Annotated in this window: 24 protein-coding genes, 1 tRNA gene and 1 other RNA gene; 14 read left to right on the forward strand and 12 right to left on the reverse strand. The window is 63.1% G+C overall.

What is annotated here, in order from left to right; genetic code table 11:
- Nucleotides 1-2: 2 nt before the first annotated feature.
- Complete coding sequence (locus tag FGU65_RS00755) at nt 3-557, reverse strand: CBS domain-containing protein (RefSeq protein WP_301662490.1); 555 nt, start codon at nt 555-557, stop codon at nt 3-5.
- 152 nt (nt 558-709) lie between these two features.
- Here FGU65_RS00755 and FGU65_RS00760 point away from each other — a divergent pair, with 152 nt between their 5' ends.
- The gene (locus tag FGU65_RS00760) at nt 710-973 is read left to right on the forward strand and encodes a hypothetical protein (RefSeq protein ID WP_301662491.1); all 264 of its coding nucleotides are present in this window, start codon (nt 710-712) and stop codon (nt 971-973) included.
- 55 nt (nt 974-1,028) lie between these two features.
- On the opposite strand, the gene FGU65_RS00765 is transcribed toward FGU65_RS00760, so the two are convergent.
- The 3 genes from FGU65_RS00765 to rnpB form a co-directional block, all read right to left on the reverse strand.
- Complete coding sequence (locus FGU65_RS00765; RefSeq protein ID WP_301662492.1) at nt 1,029-1,595, reverse strand: DUF7504 family protein; 567 nt, start codon at nt 1,593-1,595, stop codon at nt 1,029-1,031.
- Nucleotides 1,596-1,601: 6 nt separating this feature from the next.
- Complete coding sequence (locus FGU65_RS00770) at nt 1,602-2,888, reverse strand: PAS domain-containing protein (protein WP_301662493.1); 1,287 nt, start codon at nt 2,886-2,888, stop codon at nt 1,602-1,604.
- A gap of 303 nt (nt 2,889-3,191) precedes the next feature.
- Nucleotides 3,192-3,514: RNase P RNA component (gene rnpB, locus FGU65_RS00775), an RNA gene on the reverse strand.
- Between the two features lie 111 nt (nt 3,515-3,625).
- Here rnpB and FGU65_RS00780 point away from each other — a divergent pair.
- The 5 genes from FGU65_RS00780 (at nt 3,626) to FGU65_RS00800 (ending at nt 8,839) form a co-directional block, all read left to right on the forward strand.
- Complete coding sequence (locus tag FGU65_RS00780) at nt 3,626-4,183, forward strand: hypothetical protein (RefSeq protein WP_301662494.1); 558 nt, start codon at nt 3,626-3,628, stop codon at nt 4,181-4,183.
- Between the two features lie 61 nt (nt 4,184-4,244).
- A complete protein-coding gene (locus tag FGU65_RS00785; protein WP_367652344.1) occupies nt 4,245-4,802 on the forward strand; it encodes a TIGR00296 family protein in 558 nt (185 codons plus the stop codon).
- 9 nt (nt 4,803-4,811) lie between these two features.
- Nucleotides 4,812-6,263, forward strand: coding sequence for a tRNA guanosine(15) transglycosylase TgtA (gene tgtA / locus FGU65_RS00790; protein ID WP_301662495.1), 1,452 nt, complete (start codon nt 4,812-4,814; stop codon nt 6,261-6,263).
- Nucleotides 6,250-7,884 carry an archaeosine synthase subunit alpha gene (gene arcS, locus FGU65_RS00795; protein ID WP_301662496.1) on the forward strand — a complete coding sequence of 545 codons (1,635 nt, stop codon included), beginning with the start codon at nt 6,250-6,252 and terminating at the stop codon, nt 7,882-7,884. The genes tgtA and arcS overlap by 14 nt, the downstream gene beginning before the upstream one ends.
- A 265-nt stretch (nt 7,885-8,149) precedes the next feature.
- Entirely contained in the window at nt 8,150-8,839 is a 690-nt protein-coding gene (locus FGU65_RS00800) for a DUF5591 domain-containing protein (RefSeq protein ID WP_301662497.1), read from the forward strand.
- Nucleotides 8,840-8,874: 35 nt separating this feature from the next.
- Here FGU65_RS00800 and FGU65_RS00805 read toward each other — a convergent pair whose 3' ends face one another.
- The 6 genes from FGU65_RS00805 to FGU65_RS00830 all read right to left on the reverse strand — a co-directional run bounded on the left by FGU65_RS00805 (nt 8,875) and on the right by FGU65_RS00830 (nt 13,953).
- Nucleotides 8,875-9,234 carry a CorA family divalent cation transporter gene (locus FGU65_RS00805; protein WP_301662916.1) on the reverse strand — a complete coding sequence of 120 codons (360 nt, stop codon included), beginning with the start codon at nt 9,232-9,234 and terminating at the stop codon, nt 8,875-8,877.
- Nucleotides 9,235-9,580: 346 nt separating this feature from the next.
- A tRNA-Gly gene (locus FGU65_RS00810) sits at nt 9,581-9,652 on the reverse strand.
- A 63-nt stretch (nt 9,653-9,715) separates the two neighbouring features.
- Complete coding sequence (locus FGU65_RS00815; RefSeq protein ID WP_301662498.1) at nt 9,716-10,384, reverse strand: potassium channel family protein; 669 nt, start codon at nt 10,382-10,384, stop codon at nt 9,716-9,718.
- Between the two features lie 49 nt (nt 10,385-10,433).
- Nucleotides 10,434-11,168 carry a PrsW family intramembrane metalloprotease gene (locus FGU65_RS00820; RefSeq protein WP_301662499.1) on the reverse strand — a complete coding sequence of 245 codons (735 nt, stop codon included), beginning with the start codon at nt 11,166-11,168 and terminating at the stop codon, nt 10,434-10,436.
- A 44-nt stretch (nt 11,169-11,212) separates the two neighbouring features.
- A complete protein-coding gene (locus FGU65_RS00825; protein WP_301662500.1) occupies nt 11,213-12,706 on the reverse strand; it encodes a TrkH family potassium uptake protein in 1,494 nt (497 codons plus the stop codon).
- Between the two features lie 281 nt (nt 12,707-12,987).
- Nucleotides 12,988-13,953 carry a DUF7544 domain-containing protein gene (locus FGU65_RS00830; protein WP_301662501.1) on the reverse strand — a complete coding sequence of 322 codons (966 nt, stop codon included), beginning with the start codon at nt 13,951-13,953 and terminating at the stop codon, nt 12,988-12,990.
- Between the two features lie 133 nt (nt 13,954-14,086).
- Here FGU65_RS00830 and FGU65_RS00835 point away from each other — a divergent pair, with 133 nt between their 5' ends.
- From FGU65_RS00835 to FGU65_RS00870, 8 genes are all read left to right on the forward strand, one after another.
- The gene (locus tag FGU65_RS00835) at nt 14,087-14,719 is read left to right on the forward strand and encodes a precorrin-2 dehydrogenase/sirohydrochlorin ferrochelatase family protein (protein ID WP_301662502.1); all 633 of its coding nucleotides are present in this window, start codon (nt 14,087-14,089) and stop codon (nt 14,717-14,719) included.
- On the forward strand, nt 14,716-15,981 hold the full coding sequence (gene hemA / locus FGU65_RS00840) for a glutamyl-tRNA reductase (protein WP_301662917.1): 1,266 nt from the start codon (nt 14,716-14,718) through the stop codon (nt 15,979-15,981). Before FGU65_RS00835 ends, hemA begins: the two co-directional genes overlap by 4 nt.
- The gene (gene hemB / locus FGU65_RS00845) at nt 15,960-16,943 is read left to right on the forward strand and encodes a porphobilinogen synthase (protein ID WP_301662503.1); all 984 of its coding nucleotides are present in this window, start codon (nt 15,960-15,962) and stop codon (nt 16,941-16,943) included. The genes hemA and hemB overlap by 22 nt, the downstream gene beginning before the upstream one ends.
- The gene (hemL, locus tag FGU65_RS00850; RefSeq protein ID WP_301662504.1) at nt 16,930-18,177 is read left to right on the forward strand and encodes a glutamate-1-semialdehyde 2,1-aminomutase; all 1,248 of its coding nucleotides are present in this window, start codon (nt 16,930-16,932) and stop codon (nt 18,175-18,177) included. The genes hemB and hemL overlap by 14 nt, the downstream gene beginning before the upstream one ends.
- Nucleotides 18,162-19,046 carry a hydroxymethylbilane synthase gene (gene hemC, locus FGU65_RS00855; RefSeq protein ID WP_301662505.1) on the forward strand — a complete coding sequence of 295 codons (885 nt, stop codon included), beginning with the start codon at nt 18,162-18,164 and terminating at the stop codon, nt 19,044-19,046. The genes hemL and hemC overlap by 16 nt, the downstream gene beginning before the upstream one ends.
- Nucleotides 19,043-19,780 (forward strand): uroporphyrinogen-III C-methyltransferase, encoded by a 738-nt coding sequence (gene cobA / locus FGU65_RS00860; protein ID WP_301662506.1) that lies wholly within the window; start codon nt 19,043-19,045, stop codon nt 19,778-19,780. Before hemC ends, cobA begins: the two co-directional genes overlap by 4 nt.
- Nucleotides 19,781-20,570: 790 nt before the next feature.
- Nucleotides 20,571-22,214, forward strand: coding sequence for a dihydroxy-acid dehydratase (gene ilvD / locus FGU65_RS00865; protein ID WP_301662507.1), 1,644 nt, complete (start codon nt 20,571-20,573; stop codon nt 22,212-22,214).
- Between the two features lie 138 nt (nt 22,215-22,352).
- Nucleotides 22,353-22,934, forward strand: coding sequence for a carbonic anhydrase (locus FGU65_RS00870; protein ID WP_301662508.1), 582 nt, complete (start codon nt 22,353-22,355; stop codon nt 22,932-22,934).
- Here FGU65_RS00870 and FGU65_RS00875 read toward each other — a convergent pair.
- Both FGU65_RS00875 and FGU65_RS00880 read right to left on the reverse strand, forming a co-directional pair.
- Nucleotides 22,931-23,275: a hypothetical protein gene (locus FGU65_RS00875; RefSeq protein ID WP_301662509.1), complete on the reverse strand. Its 345-nt coding sequence runs from the start codon at nt 23,273-23,275 to the stop codon at nt 22,931-22,933. The two genes, FGU65_RS00870 and FGU65_RS00875, sit on opposite strands and share 4 nt — an antisense overlap.
- A gap of 17 nt (nt 23,276-23,292) precedes the next feature.
- Nucleotides 23,293-24,216, reverse strand: coding sequence for a flavodoxin family protein (locus FGU65_RS00880; protein WP_301662510.1), 924 nt, complete (start codon nt 24,214-24,216; stop codon nt 23,293-23,295).
- Nucleotides 24,217-24,306 lie beyond the last annotated feature (90 nt).

Below are 24,306 nucleotides of genomic sequence, written 5' to 3' on the forward strand. Positions count from 1 at the left end.
GATCAGACGATCAGCGATATCAGGTCGTGCTTGGTGATGACACCCTGCACCTTTCCTTTATCGAGCACGATCACCGCGTGATTCTGCTGCAGGATATGCACGACCGTCTCCACCGGCATGGAGTGGGGCACGGTCGGAAACCCGGGTTCCATGAAGTCCCTGACGTCATGTGCGTGCGTCTTCTGCAGCCCGCCGCTCTCCATGGCGTTGATGATGGCGGACTCGGAGATGCACCCGACCGGCACGCCGCTTTCGATAACCGGCAACTGAGAGATGCTGTTCTTTCCCATAATCTCCACCGCGCGGCTGATCGGGTCGCTCGGGGAGACACAGAGGACAGGGGTATGCATGATGTCCGCCGCTGTGAGCGTGGAGTTCTCTGCGGATTTGAGAACATCCACGATCTTGATGAGGGTGCTTGTCCTCGGATCGACGCTCCCCGCCTCGATGCGGGCAACCATCGACTGGCTGATCCCTGCCAGTCGTGCAACGTCTGCCTGCTTCAGTCCGAGCTGCATCCGTTTCGCTTTGAGTTCTGCCGGTGTGGGAATGTCCATTCTATTATCAATAGTAATCTCAGTATCTAAAGGTTATGTATCTATATGCATATCAGGCCACCCTGATGCGTGATGCGGCAGCCGGCGGCACAGCGTGACCACTGGCATTCTCTGCGCAGTATATTTATATGGCCGGGGAGGAATGAGCATCTATGGCCGTGAATACGGAAGAGCAGCAGAAGGTTCTGCAGCAGGTGCACGACATACTCTCCGCCTACGGGTCGGTTTCGGCCGTCAGGGGCGAGCTCGCCACCCGGGGTTTCGTCGTCAAGGCCGAGCACGGCGACGTCGTCTCGATGGAAAACGCCGATGCTGAGATCTTCGTGCTGATCCGGGCGGGCGAGGCCGGGCAGGTCGCCGGCAGCCACGTGACGACGTTCGATGAGATCGAACTGAAGCCGCAGGGAAAGAGTTGATGATCTGCCGCCGGGTGTCCGGCACCCGGCCGCTGTAGGTGCTCCGTTCCGGCGATCACGCCTGCACGTCGTCGCCGATTGTGAGCACCTCGTCAGTGAACGACGTCAGGTGTGAGAACAGGACCGGATCGAGGCCGGTTTCCACCGCAAGGATAATTCCCCTGACCTCCATAAGGCGGAGTTTGCTCGTGAGGAAATGAATGAATTTGATGAGGCTGTCGGATGATGCATGAATCAGCATTGCATTGATCGAATCGATGAATATCAGGACGTCTTCTCCGGAATATTTCTTCAGCATCTCCGTTATGGCGATGCCGAGATCGGTAAAATTCCCCGGGTGGCTGATAAATCTGGTATTTCCCGGAACATCCGGGACAGAACCCACCGCATACTTCGTGATGCAGTCGATGAATGCGACCCGTGAAATGTCGACATCCCGCTTCGCAAAGAGATCGGTGAGGTACCGGGACGGCATATTTGCGCCGACGTAGATGATGGTGATGCCCTGCCCGGTAACCTCCCGGACAAGGGCGATGTTATTCTCTTTTATTCTGGTTGCGGAAGAGAGTGCCAGGACAATCCTCTTCTCCCCGTCGTCGAGCCGTATCTGATTGACCGACATTCCTCTTCACCTGGACAGGAACGCCCTGAATGCCTCGGGAATCTCTTTTCGTTCCTGTGCGACGGCACGATCGAGGTCGCGGAGGTTGTCGACGATCCGGTCGGCATGTATGATCTGAACCTTGATCGCCGTCTCGATGACATCGCGAGCGGTTTCGTCGTCATGGATCTGCTGGAGGATATCTGCGAGGTTGTCGCGGATCAGTTCGACCGGCTGCTTCAGGCGGAGTGCCGCTTCTGTCACGTAGGCAAGGAGAGCCTGTTCCGCCTCTTTTCGATTGCGGATGTCGATGACGTTCTCGACGAGGTACGGGTGCCCGTCAACCGTCATCCGTGCGACGGTCTTGATGACCGGGATCTCTTCGCCCTGCAACGTAACGACAACCCGTTCTGCGTGATCCACGCTCTGTCCAAGGTCGCTGATGGGGCACGACCCTTTCTGTGCAGGACAGATGAACCGGTGGCAGATATGGCCGATGATCTGATCCCCGGGAGCGCCGATCAGATCCGCAGCGGCCGGATTTACGTATTCTATCGTGTGATCCTCCTCATCGATGACGGCGACGCCTGCCTGGAGACTGTCCAGGATTGTCTGGAGGCGTGTCTCGGAAGCCTTAAGGGCGGCATCTGCCTGTTTTCTCTCTGAGATGTCCGAAAGCGCGATGATGTAGCCTCCCGTGGTCGGTGCCGCCGCAACGGTCATCATCGCGTCGAAGACGCTGCCGTCCTTTCGAGCAGCCCGCATCTCGAAGGAAGATGGTGCACTGCTCCCGTGGGAGTCCAGACCCGCAAGCATGGTGCCGACCCGTTCCCGCTCTTCGGGCGCCACGAAATTCTCCCAACCAATGGTTCCGGCGGTCTCGTCCTCGGAGTATCCCGTCACATTTGCGAGCTCGCTGTTGATGCGAGCGACGGTGCCGTCGCGCCCGACGAGCATCGTGGCAGTGCCGGTAGACTCAAAGAGTGCACGATACTCTTTCATGTCGTTCTTGAGGTGTCCTGCCAGGTATGCAACGACCGCTGCGATGCCGACGAATACTGCGGCACGGATGGCGGCAGCGGCAAGCGCTGCAACGTCGGCGTTGCCGAGGAGCAGGACGAGCGCACAATACGCGATTGCCAGCACGAGGGCAAAGACCACACCCTGACGGGGGTACCAATAGGCAGCAAGCACTATCGGAAGATAGTACAGGTGGGGGAAGACATTCGTGATTCCTGCCTGCAGGGAAACTACCGTAGCGGCGATGGCAACGGCAGCGGTGATCAGGAGGATGTACGGGTAGATCGATGTCAATGCACCCGTTTGTTGATTGTGACCGGATGACATCATGAGATATCGGGATGAAGGTGTATTTAGCGTTTGCTCATCCTTCCCTTAAATCTCCGAAATTTTCCGGTGTTTCTCACGGAGAATCTGTGTCTGCTGAAGTCCATCGGGCGTCCTGTGCTTCCCGGCAAGGGAGTGCGTGATGATCACAATGCCCCGAGATCCTGATCGTCAGCAGCAGTCAGCGTGGCATGAGAATAGGTTGTCTTCTGCTTCTGGTTACGGAATAAACAGTGTAGAAGAAACGATCGGTGATGCAGAAGATACAAGGAGTGGGAGGAGTAAGCCTCCTTCTGTTCGTGGCGGCATTCAGCTCAGCGCCATACCTGGGCGGATACCAGAGAATCCATATGCCCTGTTTTGGCTTGCACCCGCAGGGATTCACCGTTTCATCGCATCCCATCGCTACGTTCAACGAGTTAGGTATCGCCCCGTGGGGCTCGGTCGTTTCATAACTGACGATGGGCCGTGTCGTTTCTGTGTCATTGCCGTGACTCTCGCCACCCGCACTTGCATGCGGCTGCGTCTCCGGTCGGTGGGAGGACTTTCCTCAGCAGCATCGTTGTGCCACCGTCGGCCGCCCTCTCCCTCTCCCCCAGTATATTGGACGTGTGGCTACATATGCTTGACGGAGGCGGGGGGGTTACCTCAGGTAAGCGAAAGGTATATAAACTATTATTTAAGTCTTACGTTCCGATCCAATCATGGCCATCCGAGCAGGACCCGATGCCGCAGCAGAGCTCGAGATCGCCCTCGTCCTTGGAGCGTTCATAGCCGTTACATCCCTCTTCTCATTCCTCTCGCTCGGTACGGGGGCAGCCTCCCTTGCGGGAGCAGGCGATGCCGGCTACCCGGTCGTCGCCGCGGGCAGTCCGTGCCTGGAGGCTGTCTGGGATATTCGCTCTGCCGGCGGCCAGAACGCCGACACCCTCACGCTGACCGTCGCCCCGACCGAACCGGGAATGCCGGTCGATATGGCACGTGCGACGGTGACCGTCATGACGCCCTGCGACCTCGAGACGCTCACCTACTCGGCTGCCGCCGCACCGGAGCCGGGAGCGTGGACGGTCGCCGCGCAGGAGAACGGCAACGGCGATGCCGTCCTCGAGGCAGGCGAGATATTCACGCTACAGATCCGTCTCCCCTCTCCGCTGCCCGACGGTGCGGATGTGCGGGTCATTATCCGCCCGGAGAGCGCCGGCCCGACGGTTCTCACCCGTACGATCCGGACGGTCGATGGCAACGCCCCCGTCCCGGCATGAAAGCGGCGGTGTGGTTCCAAAAGCATATGAACACGCAGCCGTATACGACCTTTTGATAGCTATGTTGATCGATGAGGAGGGGCGGATCGCCCTGCAGACCGCCCGCAGGGCTATTGAACACGCCGTTAACGGCGAAACGTACGCACCGGATAATCTCCCTGGCATCTTCGACGAAAAGCGGGGCGTCTTTGTCACTATTAAAAAGCGCGGTGACCTCCGCGGGTGTATCGGGTTACCGTACCCGGTCAAATCGCTCGGAGAGGCGCTTGTCGAGGCTGCGGTCTCGGCGGCCCTTCAGGACCCGCGGTTCCCGCCGGTCTCCGGGCGGGAGATCCCGGATATCGACCTTGAAGTGACGGTGCTCACGGCGCCCGAGCCGCTCGCATGCCCGCCGGTGGACCGACCCGAGCACGTTGTAATCGGGAAGCACGGCCTGATCGTCAGCGGCCTCGGGACCAGCGGCCTTCTGCTCCCGCAGGTTCCGGTCGAATACAACTGGGAGACCCGGGAGTTTCTCGATTACACCTGCAAGAAAGCGGGACTGATGGCAGGGTGCTGGAAGCGGAGCGATGTCAACGTACTTACATTCGAGGGGCAAATATTTGAGGAAGAGGCGTGAAGAAAACGAATGACAATAACCTTTGAAGTAATCCACAAAGATATCGGCGGCCGCGTAGGCAAGGTCAAAGTCGGATCGAAGACCGTCCGGACGCCGGCGCTCCTCCCGGTGGTGAACCCCCACCTGCCCCTGATCACCCCCCGCGAGATGCAGGAGATGGGCGTCGAGGCGCTGATCACCAACGCGTACATCTTCAACCGGAGCACTGAGTTTCGCGACAAAGCCCTTGCCGAAGGCCTCCATGCGGTGCTCGACTTCGACGGCGTGATCATGACCGACTCCGGGTCGTTCCAGCTCTCGGTCTACGGCGAGGTCGAGGTCAGCAACGAAGAGACGCTCGCATTCCAGCAGGCCATCGGGAGCGAGATTATCGTTCCGCTCGACATCCCGACGCCGCCGGGCACGGACCGGGAGACGGCACGGCAGGAGCTCGCCGTCACCCTGGAGCGGATGCGGGAAGGGCAGGCGCTCTTCCCGGACGCCAACCTCGCCGGCCCGGTGCAGGGGGGCATCTACACCGACCTCCGTCGGGAGGCCGCTGCAGCGGTGCAGGACCTCGGGTTCACCTTCTGCCCGATCGGCGCGGTCGTTCCCCTGATGGAGTCGTATCGCTACAAAGAGCTCGTGCAGGTCGTCCTTGCTGCAAAGAGCGGCCTCTCTCCCGGAACGTGCGTCCACCTCTTCGGCGCCGGGCACCCGGCGATGCTCGCACTCGCCGTCGCGATGGGCTGCGACTTCTTCGACTCCGCGGCCTACGCCCTCTTTGCCCGCGAGGGACGCTACATCACGACGCACGGCACCCTGAAGGTGGACGAACTGGCGGAGCTCCCCTGCGCCTGCCGGGTCTGCCGCAGCCATACTGCCGAAGAACTGAAGAGATCCCCGGAGCGCGAGCGGCTGCTCGCCCTTCACAATCTCCACGTCACCCTCGCCGAGATCGCCCGGATCCGGCAGGCGGTGCAGGACGGCACTCTCTGGGAGCTCGTCGACGAGCGATGCAGGAGCCACCCCCGGCTCCTCGCCGGTTACCGTGAACTCCTGCGGCACGCAGAAGAACTCGAACCCGCCGACCGGGTCTCCAAACGGCGGTTCTTCTACCGGGGCAGCGAGAGCTGCCGCCGCACCGAGGTGCTCCGCTATCACCAGACGATCCCGCGGATCAGTCTCGGCGGGCGGGTGCTCATCTCCTTCGACGGCAAGGAGGTGCCCGGGTTCGATACGGTGCTCGGGTTCAAACCTCCCTTCGGCCCCTACCCGACCGGGCTCGCCGAGACCTTCCCGGTCGGGCAGAGTGAGATCCCGGACTGGGACGAGGCTATGGTCCGGTCGGGGTGTGCCGGGATACGAAGCCTGATGGCAGGCCACCCGGAGAGCTGGTTCGCGGTCCGGTGCGGCCCGGCATGGGCGCCGGTCGTTGCCGAGGAAGTGCCGGGAGCGGAGGTGCAGCGTGAGCAGGTATGAGGGCCGGAAGCGCGACGGCCTTGCGCGGATTGGCATCTTCGAGCACGAGGGCGTGACCCTCACCCTCCCGGCGGCGGTTGATGCGGACGGCCTCTTCCCGAACCTGCAGCGCCGGGCGCTTTCGAACGTGCCCCTCGACGCCGGCCCGGCGTTCGCTGCCCGCTACCACGAGCCCGGCAGCGATCAGCCGGCCAGCGTTCATCCTGCCGCCCCGGCTGCGGCGGCGTCGGGCGACTGCGTGATGGCGGCAGGATGGCACACGGCGCTTGCAAACCCCAGGAAGTACGTGGAGTGGCTCGTCGCCCTGAAGGAGCGGGTCGTCCCCGACACCGCCTGGTACGCACCGGCGGCGGCGCTCCCCCGGGCGGCCGCCCTGCTGGTCTACACCGGGTTCGATCTCTTCGACTACCGTGCAGTTGACCTTGCGACCGCCCGGGGCGTCTTCTGCACGCCCGAAGGGGAGTTTCCGGCATCGATGATGGAGTCGGGCGTCTGCGGCTGTGCGGGGTGCCGGGACGGCGACCTCAAACGCCACAACCGACAGGCACTTGAGCGCGAGATCGCCCTCGTCGCCCGGTTCGTTGAGGCCGGGCAGCTCCGCGAGCTCGTCGAGTCCCGGTGCAGGCTGGATGCCGCGCAGGTCGGGATCCTCCGGTTCCTGGACCGGCAGTATGCCTTTCTGGAGCGCCGCCTCCCGATCGCCCGCGACGTCACCCTGCGGGCGAACTCGGCGGAGTCGCAGAACCGGGCGGAGGTTCGGCGGTATGCCGAGCGCGTCATCGACCGGTTCGCCCCGACGCGGACCGACGTTCTGGTCCTCCTCCCCTGCTCGGCAAGGAAGCCCTACTCCCTCTCCCAGAGCCACCGGCGCTTTGCGGCCGCGGTTGCAAGCCGCGGCCACGAGGTGATCGTCACCTCGCCCCTCGGCGTCGTGCCGCGGGAACTCGAGCGGGTCTACCCCGCCGGCCACTACGACGTGCCGGTGACCGGCTACTGGGACCGGGAGGAGTGTGCATTCATCGCCGATATCCTCGTCCGCTATCTCGCAAAGAACGCTTACGGCCGCGTCATCGCGCACCTGGAGGGCGGGGCGCTCACGGTTGCGGAGATGGCGGCCGAAGCCCTCTCGCTCGACCTCGAGGTCACCTGCAGCGGCCACCCGACGAGCGGTGCGTCCCTCCGGGCGCTCGACGAGGCGCTCCGCGGTGAGAGGAAGATGCAGGCCGACATGGTGCGCGGCACCCTCGCCTGGCAGTTCGGCACCGATGTCGATATGAAAGGCCTGCGGGTGCGGAGCAAAGGCCCCCGGGTCTCGGTGCTCAGAGGCAAGCAGCAGGTCTTCAGCATCGACCCCGGTACCGGGCTCTTCCGGCCGACCTTCGAGGGATGGCAGCTGATTCCTGACCGCTACCGGGTGACGATCGACGACTTCGTGCCGCAGGGCGACGTCCTCGCCCCGGGCGTCGTCGCCGCCGACCCGGCGATCCGCGAGGGCGACGAGGTGCTGGTGCAGGGCGAGCGTGCACTGGCAACGGGCAAAGCGATGATGGGCGCCGACGAGATGGTTCAGGCAAAGCGCGGCGTCGCCGTCAAGGTGCGGAAAGTCCGAACACTCGAGTGAGGGTGGCGGCGACCTCTCCCTCCGCCGTTTTTCCGGGTGACGACCTGCACGAAACCCCGCTTCCGGCAGAACATTCCCGGAGCCTGTGCGAATATCCGCGCCCCGCCTGGTATACGCCGGTTCCTGCTGACCTGCAGCTCTGGTATATACCTGTATCTCCGTTCCGCAAAGGAGCCGGGTGGCAAAATATGGGATTTCCGCCAAAAAGCGGAATGCTTTTTCATCATCCGCCGCCGATCTTCTCAGGCAGATGAGCAGATCAGGCATGGATCGAAGGTCGGCCGTGCGGGTCACCGGAGTGGTTACCGACCGGCACGGCAACGAGATCGAGATATTCGATCCGCCTTTCTACCGTGCAGAGTTCGAGGCCGCATACCGCTATATCATCGACGAATACCGGGTAGAGGCGAGAGATGTCGGGATATTTATCCCCTGCGCCGTCAGGAAACCCTACAGCCAGAGCCCGAGCCACAAACTCTTCCGAAGGATCATCGACGAGGTTCTCTCGCCGGAGGAGTATCATATCGTTATATTCGGGACGTGCGGGACGGTCCCTGCGGAGCTCGAACTGATGTACCCGTTCCGCCACTACCACTACATGCTCGGCAGGGTCGCCGACGAGAGAGTCCGGCGGGACTTTCACCGGATCGAGGTCTACCGGCTCTGCGGCTACCTCGAAAAGACCCGGTTTACCTATAAACAGCGGCTTGCCTACTGTATCGGCCCGTTCAGAAAGGCGATGGCCGAGGCCTCGGCGGCGACCGGCATACCCGTCGATCTGCTGCCGTCCGACCCGATGATTGGGCGGATGTACGATATCGACTGTCCGTTCCCCGAAGGAAGCCTCTCGATGCAGGCGTATATCGATGAGTTCCGGGCAGGAATCGCGCGGCTTGCACGGACACGACCGAAGCCTGCAGTCCGGGTGGAAGAGGCGTCTCGGGTGACAGTGTAATTCTTCCCCGTTCCCGTGCTTATGGCGAGAACGTCTCATCTCCTCCACCGGGCGTGATGTATCACCTCGGCCGTCCGGAGGAGAACGAACGTGGCCAGCGCCGTAACGACCATCAGGCCGATGAGAATCCAGAAGGTGTAGGGCAGACCTTTCAAGGGGTGCTCGACGTTCGTCCCCCAGGCGCCGCCGATGATCGCCGGGATGGTGAGTGCAATGGTGATCTCGATCAGCACCTTCACGAGCTGGTTTAGGTTCAGGGAAACGATGGAGGGGACTCCCTCCGGCATCGTCCGGTGAACCTCGGTGGTGAAGAGGGCATGCGCGACGAGGTATCTCCGACCGCTCCAGGAAGCCGGTGATTGCGGTTCGGAATCTGGGTGTGCATCCCGCGCCAGACCCGCCTCGGCAGGCGAGAGGCGAGCGGCCCTGCATTCCCAGCGACCCGGAGCACCGTCCGGAGCGAATCGACGTTCGTTGCGACGAGGAGCAGATGGCCGAGCCCGAGATACGCAGTATTCATGGCGGCATCCCTTCCGGTCGGCGGTATAAAAACGTGTTCTCCGGCTCCGGGTTGCCCGGCATGGGGGCGGCTATGCGCCGCGAGGGTGAGATGAGCGCCGTCTCTCCGACCAGCAGCTCCCGGGCTTGAACGCTGCAAAGGGACATGTGCAGAGCGTCTGCGAGGGTAGACGGTACCGGGAAACGAGGTTTCAGAAGAGGGAGGTGACGAATATTTTCGAATGCGCCGACCGGGACTCGAACCCGGGTTTAGGCGTTGGCAACGCCTAGTGATAACCACTACACTATCGGCGCACACGTCGTGTGCCTTACAACATGGCATTCGGTAGATAATAAGCGTATCGAAATAGACCCGGGTCAGATGATAATATTCTCGGCGGTCTCGCAGAGGCGCGAACAGATCTCTTTGACGAACGCGCTCCTGGTGACGATGATCAACTCATCGTCCTCCTTTAGGACCGGGTTATCCTCCGAGAGCAGGAACCGGTCGTCGCGGTAGACGCCGACGACCGCGCTTGCATCGGGGAGTTTGAGATCCGACGTATGAATGCCCTTGATTCGCTTTTCAACGATGATGCTGATGAAACGGACGTCGCCGCGGAGAAGCGTGGAGAGCTCGGTGGTGTCGACGCCCCGGAGTGCATCCGCGATGATGACCGACCCGATCTGCGGCGGGTTGATGACGTGGTGGAACCCGAGTTTCTTTGCAACCGCCAGGAACTGTTCGTCGTCTGTCCGGAGAACGATCTCGGGGACGCTTGACTTGCGCGCGATCAGGCCGATGATGATATTGTCCTGATCGTGATCGGTGCAGGCCACGACTGCGTCGGCGTCATCGATCTCCGCCTTGTCGAGGACGTCCGGCCGGGTTCCCTCGGCGTTGATCACCGTGCAGTCGAGCGTCTCCGCAAGTTCCCGCGCGCGCCCCGGGTTGCGGTCGATCAGGACGACTTCATTCCGCTCCCGGATCAGCCGCTGCGCCAGGTGCTGTCCGAGCGGGCTTGCGCCAACGATGATGACTCTCATGCAGATCCGTCCCTCAGATGTTCATAGAACAGGGATGTTGCTCATATACCTATCGCCGCCCCTGCCGAAGCGCTCTGCCGATGTTGCGGTTGACCAGGATCCACATGCCGGGCACCAGCACCAGGACGAAGATCAGCATAGCGACGGCAAAGACCTCTGCTGAGATGAGCAGGAAGTTGAAGACCCCGTGGAGCACCATTGCGAGGACGAGGCCGCGGACGACGATCCCCTGCCGCTGCTCGGGCGGCGAGAACTTCGCCCTGCCGAGGGCGTAGCCCCAGATGCTGGCGAAGAGCGCGTGTGCCGGCACCGAGAAGAGTGCGCGGATGATGACGGTGCCGAGCGCCGCTGCCGGCGAGAGGGCGTAGGCGGAGAAGATGTAGATGACATTCTCCAGCGAGGCGAACCCGAGCGCTGCAGCAGTCGCATAGACGATGCCGTCCATCGGTTCGTTGAACTCCCTGTCCCGGTACACGAACCGTCTGACCACGAAGTACTTGCCGTACTCCTCGACGATCGGCGCGACGATCGCGGCCAGGAAGAGGGGCGATGCGACCAGGACGGCTATGAGCCCCTCGATGAAGGCGACCGGGAACGTGACGGCAATGCCGAGGAGAAACATCCGGAGGATAAGATATGCCGGTTCCGGCTCATACCGATCCCGCTGGTAGAAGTACCAGACCCAGAAGATGCCGGGCCCGAGCGCCAGCGTAAACAGCACCAGGAGATCGAGTTCGAGCTGCACCATATACCTGCACCGCGATACTGCTACCAGGTTCGTCATTGGAGAAGAGGTTTTCCCGCCGGAACCGCTTTCACGGGCACAGCTCACCTGACAATCCTCACCGGTTCCGTGGATGCCTGCCCGGATGACTCCACCGTCGTGGTCGTGCGGCCCGGGCGCTTCCACCAGGTCTTGGGCATGAAGAGGATGAAGAACGGAACGATCTCGATCCTGCCGAGCAGCATGTCGAGGATCAGGATGATCTTCAGCGTCTCCGGCATCGCGGCGCCGGTGATCCCGGTGGAGAGGCCCACGGTCCCGAGTGCACTTGAGACCTCAAAGACGGCATCGCTCATGGGGACTCCGTGGAGCATGACGACGAAGGCCGAGACCACGACCACACCGAAGTAGAGCAGCACGAAGGTGATGAGGTAGTGGATGCGTGTCTCGTCGATGATATGCCCCCCGATCTTCAGGGGGGTGACGGCCTCGCTGGGCAGGAAAAATCTGGCGAAGACGAGCTCGATCAGCCGGAACAGCACGACGATGCGGACGATCTTGATGCCGCCTGCGGTCGAACCGAGCCCGCCGCCGATCCACATCAGCAGCGTCAGCACGGCCTTCGCCGTGTCGGGCAGGCCGCCGATATCGACGGTCGAGAACCCGGCGGTCGTCAGCGCGGAGACCGCCTGAAAGGCCGATGCGGATACGACGGCCGCCGGCGACCCGGCCGGATGGGTGAGGATCAGGGCGACGGTGCCGGCCGCAAGAATGAGGACGAAGTAGCGCAGCTGGATACTCGCCAGGATGATGCGGGGATTTCTGAAGAGCCGTGGGTAGAGGGCAAAGTTGACTGCCCCCAGGATGCATGCAACCGCCACGGCGGCCGGAACGGCTGATCCGGCGAATACGGCGATGCTCTCCGGGCGGGTCGAAAAGCCGCCCGTCGAGACCGTGGTGAGCGCCTGGCAGACTGCGTCGAAGAGCGGCATGCCGGCGGCGAGCAGGAGCGTGAATGCAAGGAGGGTTATCCCGACGTAGACCGAGCCCAGGATTCTGGCGGTTCCGGCGACGTTTGGCCGGAGGCGGGTGTCCCCGACGTTTGCATCGAAGAGCCGGAACGCACTTGTCCCCGGCCGCACGAGGATCAGAAGCGCCAGGACGACGATCCCGATCCCTCCGGCCCACTGCGCCCATGAGCGGGTGAAGAGAAAGAGGCTGCTGACACCCGCCGGAGCGACCGACAGGCCGGTTGTCGTCAGCCCGGAGACGCTCTCAAAGATCGCATCGAGCGGGGCAAAACCGTTGGTGATCGCGAGCGGGACCGCGTTGATGAGCGAGGAGAGCGGAAAGACGAGTGCTGCGACCACGATCGCCTCCTTCGGCCGGAGTTCCGACTCGGGCAGGAGGCGGACGATGACGGCGCCGGCACCGAACGTCACTGCGGCGCTTGCCGTGTAGATCGCCGCTGCAGAGAGATCGCCAAGGATAACCGCAGCCAGGACGGGGACGGTCATGACACCGGCGATCATCAGCAGGAGATAGCCGGTATACTTCAGAACCGCCCGGGGGCTTACCGGAGAGACCAGTTCGTACATCCGCTCCGTGCGATACTGGTGCGCCTGGTTAATCAAAGGTTGCCCTTGCTCTGCTGCATCCGGCCGAGATGCCGCCGAAAGTCTGTGTTCTGCCGGAACGGTGATTGTGGTGCCTGGATAGCAAAACTCACTGCTGTTTGGCCTGTGAAATTCTGGCGGTTGTGGAATAGGTGGAGCGCTCCCCTCAATCGCGACGAACCCGGCCGGGACTGCATTGCGGGTGGTCTCCCGGGCGAGGTTTTCACGTGCCTGTTTCCTGAGAGGAAGCGCAGAGAAAAAGGTTACTCAGCCGCCGGAGGCGACGGCGGCCTGACAAGGTCGTATGCCGGCGCCAGCCGTCCGAGCACGAGCAGGGAATAGTGCCGGAAGAAGGCGACGAATGGCACCTGGATGAGCAGGGAGACCGGGATGTAGATGATGAGGAAGAGAGCCGTAAGGGCGATGATCGCCGGGAGGTTTGCCGCGATCCAGTCGGGCTCCGGGATGCCGGTGCTGTAGAGTGCAAGCGCTGCCAGGACGAACGGAATGGCGATGATGACCAGGGCAATCAGGAGCAGGATGAAGAGGATGATCGCAGCGACGATGTTCAGGATGACCCTGACGACGACGTAGGCGACCGTCTGCCACGCCTGCGATGCCATGGCCGGCCAGAGGCGTCTCCACCCGGCAAGGACGCCGCAGTCGTCACGGATCATGATCGGGACGACGAAGTCGATCGTGAGGCCGAGGATGAGCGCGAAGACGAGGATGACCGGCAGGAGCAGGAGGATTGCCCCGATTATCGCGAGGAAATTCGGCACGCCGAAGGCTGCACCTCCAAAACCGGCGAGGAACACCGCCGCCAGGATGAGGATCAGCAGCAGGACCAGAGCGGCCTGGAAGAGAAAAAGCCGTGCCCCTTTGCCGAGCCGTTCGCGGAAGAACCTTGCGAGCGTGAACTCTCCGGTCGTCAGGCAGTCGACGAAGACGAACTGGACGGTCGCGCTGATGAACCCGAAGACGAGCGCCAGGACGATGATGAGGGCGACGGCGCCGACGACAAGAGGCAGCATATCCGGCGAGATGCCCGGCATGCCCTGCGGTGCGGGAGTGCTGTAATTGAAGTTTGGGGAGCTGAAGCCTCCCCCGACAAAGAATGCGATCACGGCAAGCCGGAGCCAGACCCCCCATCTGACCGGCCAGAGTAGATCTTTCGTCCGCTTCAGCGTCTCATCCAGTGTATCGAACGCAAATATGTCTTCCGCCATGGAAATCAGCAGGAGATTCATTTTATTCAGTACACTTAAGGATTCTGGTACGTTTCCCGCGACGGGCGGTTCACCTTCGCCGGAGGGCAGAATCCAACACCTTAATGTGGACGTTTCAACAGATGTACACAGAATGATCCCGCTCATGCTCGATCTCGCAGGCCGGACGGTGCTGATCTTCGGGGGGGGGGATGTCGGGGTTCGAAAGGCTGCATTCTTTCAGCATGAAGCTAAGGTCACGGTGATCAGCCGTTCTTTCTCCCCGGCATTCGACGGCCTTACGATACGGCGGTGCCGGATGGAGATAGCAGACCTCAGGGAAGATGAGCTCGTGCGGATGCTGACGGGTGCGTTTCTCGTTGTGACGGCGACCTCCGACCCGGCTCTCAACGACCGGATCGGCAGCCTCTGCAGGGAGAGAGGAGTTCTCTGGAACAATGCAGCAGGTGAACAGGGCGACGTGCTGGTGCCCTCCATCGTCGCGGGAAAGCACTATCTGCTTGCCGTCACCACCTTCGGCATGAGCCCCGCAGTGCCGCGATACCTGCGGCTGCGCCTGGAGAGAGAATATGCGGAACTGGACGGGATGATCGCGTTGCAGAGGGATCTCCGCGCGATGCTGAAGGATGCCGAGCCGGTGCAGGACCGGCGATCGGCGACACTCTGGTCGGTTCTCTGCGACGAGGATATCTGGGCGGCGCTTGCATCCGACTACAATCGAGCATTGCACCTTGCAGAGGAGAGATACCTGGCGTGCCCGAGATGACCTTTGCGCCGCTCGCCCTGGCCGGGCTGAGCCACCACACCGCCGATATCCCTGCGCTTGAGCGGTTCCGCTTTCCGGACGAAGAGGTGTTCCTGCAGCGGGCCAGGGAGCACTTCAAGGGCGTCCTGCTTCTCCAGACCTGCAACCGCGTGGAGGTTCTCGTGCAGGGCGATGGACGGATGCTCGCCGAATTCCTGCACGAACAGGGAAAATCCGGTTTCTTCGTGCTTGAAGGGGCGGCGGTTCCCCGGCATCTCCTGGGACTGGCGGCCGGCGTCGACTCCCTGATCGTGGGCGAAGACCAGATCCTCGGGCAGCTCAAACGGGCGCTCGCTCTCTCGCAGAGCACCGGCACCTGCTGCAATCTGATCGAGCTCTGCGTCACCAAAGCCGTGCACGTCGGTGTCCGGGTGCGCCGCCTGACCGATATCAACCGGGGCGCGGTCTCCATCGGGTCGGCGGCGGTGGGGCTCGCCGAGCAGCTGCTCGGGACACTGAAAGACCGGCATATTCTGGTCGTCGGCACGGGGGAGATGGGGATGCTGGTGGCGCAGGCACTCGCCGCCAAGGATCTCACCGCCATCTACGTGACCAACCGGACACCCGAACGGGCTGAGATCCTCGCAGGCAAGATCGGCGGAAAAGCGGTCAAGTTCGACGATCTCTACCGGTATATCGCCCTTTCGGACGTCGTGATCTCCTGCACCGCCGCCCCGCACCCGGTCATTCACGCTCCCGAGATCGGAAAGGTGATGGAGGAGCGGCTCTGGCCGCTCGACGTCAGTCCGCGCCACCTGATCCTCATCGACATCGCCCAGCCGCGCGATATCGAGGAGGAGATCCGGTCGATCGAGGGTGTCCACCTCTTCACCATCGACGACCTCCGGCAGGTCAGCGATGCGACTCTCTCCTCCCGGAAGGCGGAGGTCGACCGCGCCCACGCAATCATCGCTGAAGAGTTCGACCAGTTCGTCATGCAGATGAAGCGGTCTGCGGCCGACGAGACACTCGGCCTCCTCTACACCTGGGCTGAGGCGATCCGGACACGGGAACGTGACCGTGCGCTGCACCGCCTCGGGACGGCCGACCCGCGTATGGCATCGGTGGTGGATGACCTGACACGGTCGATGACGAAGAAACTCCTCTCCGATATGACCGTCGCCATCCGGGCGAGTGCCGAGTGCGGCGATCTGACAACTGCAGAAGCCCTTGTACGGGCGATAACCCAGGGTGAACCGTTATGTTTCCGAACCGACGAATGAGACGCCTGCGACGAAGGAATATTCAGCCTCTCCTTCGGGAGACCCGCATAGCAAAAGCGGATCTGATCGCGCCGATCTTTGTGGACGAATCGATCGACGAGCCCGTTCCCATCGGGTCGATGCCGGGGCAGTACCGCCACCCGGTCGGCGGCCTTGCCGCGCACGTGCAGAAGCTCAGGGACGCAGGACTCCGTGCGGTGATCCTCTTCGGGATTCCGGCGCAGAAAGACGATGCCGCGAGTGAGGCGTATGCAGCCGGAGGCGTCGTCCAGCGTGCGGTCAGGGCGATCCGGGAGGCGGTGCCGGAGATGGTTGTCTGCACCGATCTCTGCGCCTGCGAGTACACCGAGCACGGCCACTGCGGCATCATCGGCGAGACGTGCGACGGCACCGATCTTTTAAACGACCCTTCGCTCGACCTGATGGCGCGGATCGCCGTCAGCCAGGCAGAGAGCGGTGCAGATATCGTCGCACCGTCCTGCATGCTCGACGGGATGGTGCAGGCGATCCGGACGGCTCTCGATGCGGCAGGCTATGCGGATGTCCTGATCATGTCCTACTCCACCAAATTTGCCAGCGCCCTCTATGGGCCTTTCCGTGACGCCGCGGACTCCGGGTACAGTTTCGGCGATAGGAGCACCTACCAGATGAGCCCCGCCAACGCCCGCGAGGCGTTCCGCGAGTCGGAGATCGATGCGGCCGAGGGGGCGGACATCCTGATGGTCAAGCCTGCAGGGCTGTACCTGGACGTGCTCGCTGCGCTCCGGCCGCTCGGGCTCCCGGTCGCCGCCTACCAGGTGAGCGGCGAGTACGCGCAGATCAAGGCCGCGGCACAGCGCGGCTGGCTTGACGAACATGCCGTGGTGATGGAGAGCCTGACCTGCATCAAACGGGCGGGGGCGGATCTGATCATTACGTATTTTGCAGAAGATGCTGCGAGGTGGCTTGATGAAGAGCAGTGATTTTTACAAACGAGCAGAAATGCTGATGCCGGGCGGCGTCAGCAGTCCGGTCCGTGCGATTAAACCCTATCCGTTCTACACGGTCGGCGCTGCCGGCGCAAAACTCGTCACGGCGGACGAACGGGAACTGATCGACTGCTGTCTCGGGTTCGGGCCGCTGATCCTCGGACACGCCCACCCGGGCGTTCGCGAGGCGATTGAGAAGCAGCTTGCGTCCGGGTGGCTCTACGGTACGCCGACACCCCTTGAGCTTGACCTTGCCGAGCTGATCATCAGCGATCATCCGGGACTCGAGATGATCCGGTTCGTCTCATCCGGCTCCGAGGCGACGATGGCCGCCATCCGGCTCGCCCGGGGATTTTCCGGGAAGAGCGATATTGTGAAGGTCGAGGGGGGTTTTCACGGAGCGCACGATGCTGTCCTGGTGAAGGCCGGGTCGGGTGCCACGACGCTCGGGGTACCGAACTCCGCCGGCGTGCTCCCCGACCTCGTCAGCCATACCCGGCAGGTGCCGTTCAACGACCCTGAAGCGCTCGAGGCGATGCTTGCAAAAAATGACGATATCGCGGCATTCATCCTCGAACCGGTGATGGGAAATATCGGGCTCATCCTGCCGGATGACGGCTACCTTGCGGCGGTCCGGGAGATCACGGCGGCGCACGACGTCCTCCTCATCTTCGACGAGGTGATCACCGGATACCGGGTCGGCGTCGGAGGAGCGCAGGTCGCCTACGGCGTGAGCCCCGATCTCTCGACCTTCGGCAAGATCATCGGCGGCGGCCTGCCGATAGGCGCCTTCGGCGGGCGGCGCGATATCATGGAGATGGTTGCGCCGTCGGGCCCGGTCTACCAGGCCGGCACCTTCAGCGGCAACCCGGCGAGCCTTGCCGCAGGGCTTGCCACCATCCGGTACCTCCACATGCACCGTGACCTGTACGGGGCGATGGAGGACGCCGCCCGGGCGATAGACGAGGCTGTATCCGGGCGCGGCAGCGGAACATTCGTGCGGCTGGGCTCGATGTTCAAGTACTTCTTCAGGGAAGCCCCGCCCCGGAACTACCTGGAGGTGCAGGAGTGCGATACTGCTGCGTTCGGGAGGTTCTGGGCGGGCATGCTCAGTGAAGGCATCTTCCTCCCCCCCTCGCAGTTTGAGACGAATTTCCTCTCCACGGCGCATGCCGGCCGGGAGATCGAAGAGATTACGGCGGCGTACAGAAAATGTCTATCAGAATAGGTACCCGGGGCAGCGCCCTGGCGCTGGCGCAGACGGAACGGGTCTGCAGGATGCTCGCCGAGCGGGACATCGCCGTTGAGACGTTTGTCATCACGACGGAGGGGGATACGACGACCGGCGTTCCCCTCCACGAGATCGGCGGGCAGGGTGTCTTTGTCAGGGCACTCGACGATGCGATCCTCCGGGGCGAGATCGACATCGCGGTTCACAGCATGAAAGACATCCCCGCCGCCAGGCCTCCCGGGCTCGCCCTCGGAGCCGTGCTGGAGCGTGATTCCCCGGCGGACTTCCTTGCATACCTCGGGCAGATAGAGGACGTCCGCACCGTCGGGTCGTCGAGCACCCGGCGGTGTGCGCAGATCCTGCGGTTCGACCCGTCGGTGGAGGTCAAGCCGCTCCGCGGCAACGTCGACACACGGATCCGGAAGATGCGGGAGCGGCAGTACGACGCTATCATCCTCGCGGAGGCCGGACTCGAGCGGCTCGGGTATACCCTTCCCGGCGACCGGCTTCCCGTCGATACCTTTGTCCCGTCCCCGAACCAGGGGGCGATCGCCGTCGTCTGCCGGGAAGACCCATCGCTTGTGGAGATGCTTACGTTCCTCGATCACGCGCCCACCCGGTTCGACGTCGAGGCTGAGCGGGCAGTCATGGAAGAGGTTGGCGGCGGGTGTTTCACGCCCCAGGGAATCTACTGCCGGGACGGCAGCCTGATCGGTGAGGTGCTCGCGCTGGACGGCAGCCGCTGGGAGCGCGTGGAGCAGCACGTGGAGACACTTGAGGAGGCGCGGGAGTGCGGCAGGGATCTTCGGGCGCTTGCGGAGCACCTGATCCGGGAGGCGCGCGAGGCGCTGGGGTTGTCGTCATGACGGGTAAGGCATATCTTGTCGGTTCGGGTCCCGGGGCTCCGGGGCTGCTGACGCTGCGGGCACGCGAGGTGATCGATGCGGCGGACGTGGTGCTCTTCGACCAGCTGCCGGGGGAGGAGATCCTCGCATCGCTCCCCGCCGGCGCAGAGCTGATCGACTGCGGGAAGTACGGCAGCAGCCATACGCTGGAGCAGCGCGAGATCGAGGATCTCATGGTCGCACGGGTGAAGGAGGGTAAGACGGTCGTCCGCCTGAAGGGCGGCGATCCCTTCCTCTTCGGGCGCGGTGGGGAGGAGGTTGAAGTCCTGCGGGAGCACGGCATCCCGGTCGAGGTGGTCCCCGGGATCACGAGCGCCATCGCCGTCCCGGAGTGTGTGGGTATCCCGGTCACCCACCGGCGCTACGCCTCGCAGGTGACGTTCATCACCGGGCACGAAGACCCGACCAAGCCGGAGTCGGCCCTCGACTGGGAGGTGCTCGCCCGACTGAAGGGGACGCTGGTCATCCTGATGGGGGTGAAGAACCTCCCCATGATCGCGCCTGCACTCATCGCGAACGGAAAAGACCCGGCAACACCCGTCGCGATCATCGAGCGCGGGATGCGGCCCGACCAGCGCGTCACCACAGGGACGCTCGCCACGATCGTCGATCGTGCCCGCGCCGCCGGTGTCCGTCCGCCGGCCGTCATCGTCATCGGCGGCGTCGTCGAGCTCTACGAAGGGTTTGCGGAGTAGGCGGCAGGATCTCTTTTTTGTTGGTTTTGTTCTCTTCTGTCTCACCTTTCTCCGACAGGAGAGGGCTTGAGCGCCCTTTTGCCCCCTTCTCCTCGTGCGATAGTCGGGCAACTGGCAGTGTTCGCGGCATCGCGTTCGCTCTACGGTGTGCTGGATCTTGGGGAGTATCTCCTTTGGGGTAGGGCCAGGAGAGGCGTCTCCCCCAAGCGCTAACCTTCGATACGGGTATTCAAGCGTATATCACGTTCTTCCCCTTAGGAGGCTTGTCTCCGGGACGACCTTTTTCCCGGGCGTCTCCCCATGCCGTGGACTCTGGCGGCTATCGCCGTTGGGGTGGGGCTGACGGGGAGGGGTTTCCCCCTCCCCTGTCTTACGCAAAGATCCGTACACCTCACCCCCCACCTCAGCCGGCCTCCGGCCTCCGGCCTCCTCCCCCGCCCCTGGGGGCGGGGGCAGTCATGGCGATACCCAGGGGAAAGCCGTGCCTCCGAATACCCGGATTGTGGCCATCCGGAGCAATGGATGGAACCTCATCAATTCCCTGAACCCCGCCGATAGCAACAGGGATTTCGGTGCACCCATAGGATACGTTAGCGCGTATTGGGAGACCCCCTCCCCCGATGCGATAGCCAACCCGACCCCCTGCATTGGGCGAGCTCGCTCCCGCCGCATCGTCGGCTCCCCCTCCCCACCCCCACTACAGACGCATTATCCTGGCGCCGCCGATCTGGTGCAGCGAGATATTATACAGGCGCACGTCCCACGTATCCTCCAACGGATATGATGGCATATGCGGAGTGAGACTGTCCGGAAGGGCTACCAGAGGGCTCCGAACCGGTCGCTGCTGCGATCGCTCGGGGTGACGGACCGTGAGATGAACCTCCCGTTCATCGGTGTGGCGAACGCCTGGAACACGATCGTCCCCGGGCACATTCACCTCAGGTCGATCGCCGGGAAGGTGAACGAAGGGATTGCGGCAGCAGGCGGCGTGCCGTTCGAGTTCGGCACCATCGGTATCTGTGACGGCATTGCGATGGGGCATGAGGGGATGCGCTACTCGCTCCCGTCGCGGGAGAACATTGCGGACTCCATCGAACTGATGGTCGAAGCGCACCGGTTCGACGGTCTCGTCTGCGTCGGCACCTGCGACAAGATTGTTCCCGGCATGCTGATGGCCGCCGCCCGGTGCAACATCCCGGCGGTCGTCGTCACCGGCGGCCCCATGCTCCCGGGATACCTGGGCGGCCGCGAGCTCTCGCTCATCGACGTCTTCGAAGGCGTCGGCAAGGTCGCCGCAGGCGCCATGAGTGAAGAAGAACTCTGCGACCTCGAGTGCGCAGCGATGCCGGGGTGCGGGAGCTGCCAGGGTCTCTACACGGCGAACACCATGGCCTGCATGACAGAGGCGGTTGGAATGAGTCTCCCCGGGTGCGCCGCCATCCCTGCCGTGGATGCGGCGAAGCTCCGGATCGCGCGCGAGAGCGGTGAGCGGGTCGTGGAACTCGTCAGGGAGAACGTCCTGCCGCGGGATATCATCACCCTCGCGAGCCTGAAGAACGCCATCCGCGTGGATATGGCGCTCGGCGGGTCGACGAACACCGTCCTCCACCTGATGGCGGTCGCCCGCGAGGCGGAGGTGCCCCTCGATCTTGCGACCTTCAACGCCATCGGCGAGCAGACGCCGCACATCTGCCACATGCAGCCGGCAGGACCGCACTCGATGCTGGCGCTCCACCGGGCGGGCGGCATCCCCGCGGTCTTTAAAGAGCTTGCAGCGTACGTCGACGACTGCCCGACCGTCGCAGGGAAATCCGTCGCCGTCATCGCCCGGGAAGCAAAGAAGGCTGGCGACGATGTCTTAAAGGCCGTCGAAGCGCCGGTCAGTCCCGCCGGCGGCCTGAAGATCGTCTCGGGCTCGCTCGCCCCGGACGGCGCCGTCGTCAAGTGCGCGGCGGTGCCGGAGTCGATCTGGCGGCACCGCGGCCCGGCACGGGTCTACGACGGCGAGCAGGCGGCGATGACCGCGATCCTCGCTCGGGAGATCAACGAAGGTGACGTCGTGGTGATCCGCTACGAGGGGCCGCGAGGCGCTCCCGGGATGCCGGAGATGCTCTCGCCGACCTCGGCGCTGATGGGGCTTGGGTATACCCGGGTGGTGCTGGTAACCGACGGCCGGTTCTCGGGCGGCACCCGCGGACCCTGTATCGGGCACGTCGCTCCCGAGGCGGAAGTCGGCGGACCGATCGCGCTGGTCCGCGAGGGCGACCCGATCGAGGTCGACCTCTACGAAAAGCGGCTCGATCTCCTCGTCGATCCGGAAACCCTTGAAGAAAGGCGGCGTTCCTGGGTGCCGAGATCCCGCAGCCTCACCGGCGTGCTGGGCCGCTACGCCCGGACGGTCGAGCAGGCGAATCTCGGCGCAGTTCAGCGGTAACTCCGCCATCTCTCATAAATTTCTGTTTTTTCCATGCCCTGGCGATGCCGCAGGGTTTATGTAGCCGCTCTCGAAAAGGGAACTGATAGGCACGCCTGATACGAAGTGTCTGTTCTACCATTGATAAGGAGAATCCTGATGATCGATAGATTTCTCGAAGGCAACAAGAAGTTCCTTGCAGAGGACTTCAGTAAGGATCCCGATCACTACGGCAGCCTGGTCTCCAGTCAGAGCCCGACCGTCCTCTGGATCGGGTGCTCGGACTCACGTGTCAACCCCGAGCGGATCACCGGAGCAAAGGCCGGCGAGATCTTCGTCCAGCGCAACATCGGCAACATCGTCCCGGTGCACGACTGGAACTTTGCCACGGTTCTTGAGTACGCCGTCAATCACCTGAAGGTCGACGACATCGTCGTCTGCGGCCACTCCGACTGCGGCGCCATGAAGGCACTGGATAAAGAGAGCAGCGATGCATACATCCCGCTCTGGCTCAACAACGCCGTCGAGGCGAAAAACCGGGTGGATGCGCGAATACAGGCGCCGGTGACGGAGGAGGAGAAACTGGAGCGCAAGCGGCAGATCGAGCTCGAGAATATCGCGGTGCAGCTTGAGCATCTCCGCACCTACCCGCCGGTCCGGCAGGCAGAGAGCGAAGGCAGGGTCACCGTCCACGGGCTGTACTTCGACCTCGCCACCGGCGAACTCGAAAAGGTGTATTAAGCCTCTTCCAGGGCATAATCAATCTCTTCTTTTATCAGGGGATACGAGATCCTCCCGATCGAGGTGAGCCGCCCGTTCACCAGGATCATCGGGATGGGCGGTTGCCGCTCCTCGAGGAGCTGCCGGACATGATCCGGCATCGCTTCGTCGATGACGGTCAGCTGCACCGCGACCCGGTCGCCGTACTCCTTCTCGATTTCGTAGCGCAGTGCCGAGACCGCGTCCAGCATGCGGTTCGACGGATAACAGACCTCAAGCCCGCAACTGCGGGTCTCATCGCAGGGAAACGGGCCGCACTCGGACTCGGAGAGTCCGACGATCTCAATGGTTACGTCAGCCATACTCATTTCATCCTATTTCACCCTATATGAGCCTTCGTCTCACCGGAAACCTTCAGCAGCGACGCAACGGCCGCCCGCACCCGGTCTTCGAGCCCCTCGATCGCCCTGACGTCCTGCCGGGTATCCATCCGGTCGACCGTGATCTCCTCTGCAGGATGGATGCCGATGTTCCGCATGAACGCGCCCGTGACCGATCTGACACATTCGAACGGCTCGGGGCCCGGGCGTCCTGCGACGGCGATCAGAAGGCCTTTTGCGGCGATGGGGGTCGATAGAAGCGTCCGGCGGGCGTGGAGCGCCTGACCCCGGTCGATGACGGCCTTGAGGGCCGCCGGAACGGTGTTCGTATAGACCGGCGTCGCGATGATGAGGAGGGACGCCTCCTCAATGGCCTTGATAATGGCCGGCATATCATCCTCGACCGGGCAGACGCCCTGGTTGTAGCAGGCGTAGCATCCCGAGCAGGGCCGGATATCCATCTCGTGGACCGGGAAGATATGCACCGAGCGCCGTTGCCGTGACGCTTCGTCGGCGCACCATCCGGCAAGGGTTGCAGAGTTCCCGAACTGCCGCGGGCTGCCCTGGAGGATGACGACGTCGTAGGCCGCGCCGGGGAGTGCCCGGCGGACAGGCGGCAGCGCTTTCGTGTAGTGCTCCGGGCGCGCCTTGATATCGTAGATGAGCCGTCCGAAGACGATGTTGGCCACCTCGTCGGTGGAGAAGAGCGTATGCGGCGGCTGTTCGTACGAGTTGATCACGTAGTGGTAGACGGATTGCCCGGCGTAGTGGATCTCCACGGTGTAGCGCCGCATGCCGGGATATACGCCGCCGAGGTCTTCAGTCAGAAGATCGATGACGAATGTCCCGATCGGTGTCTCAACCGTCCGGCTCTCTGCCGGCTTGCTGCTCCCCTCCATGCATCGCAGTGCGCGGTCATCCATATGAACCTGCCGCACGTCTTCATCCGGCAGAACCATCGACCGGAAGGCGGACGGGATGCGGGGGTGCGCCGATCCGTCACTACCGTTAAT

The organism is Methanoculleus frigidifontis (assembly GCF_030464345.1).
GTDB classification, from domain to species: domain Archaea; phylum Halobacteriota; class Methanomicrobia; order Methanomicrobiales; family Methanoculleaceae; genus Methanoculleus_A; species Methanoculleus_A frigidifontis.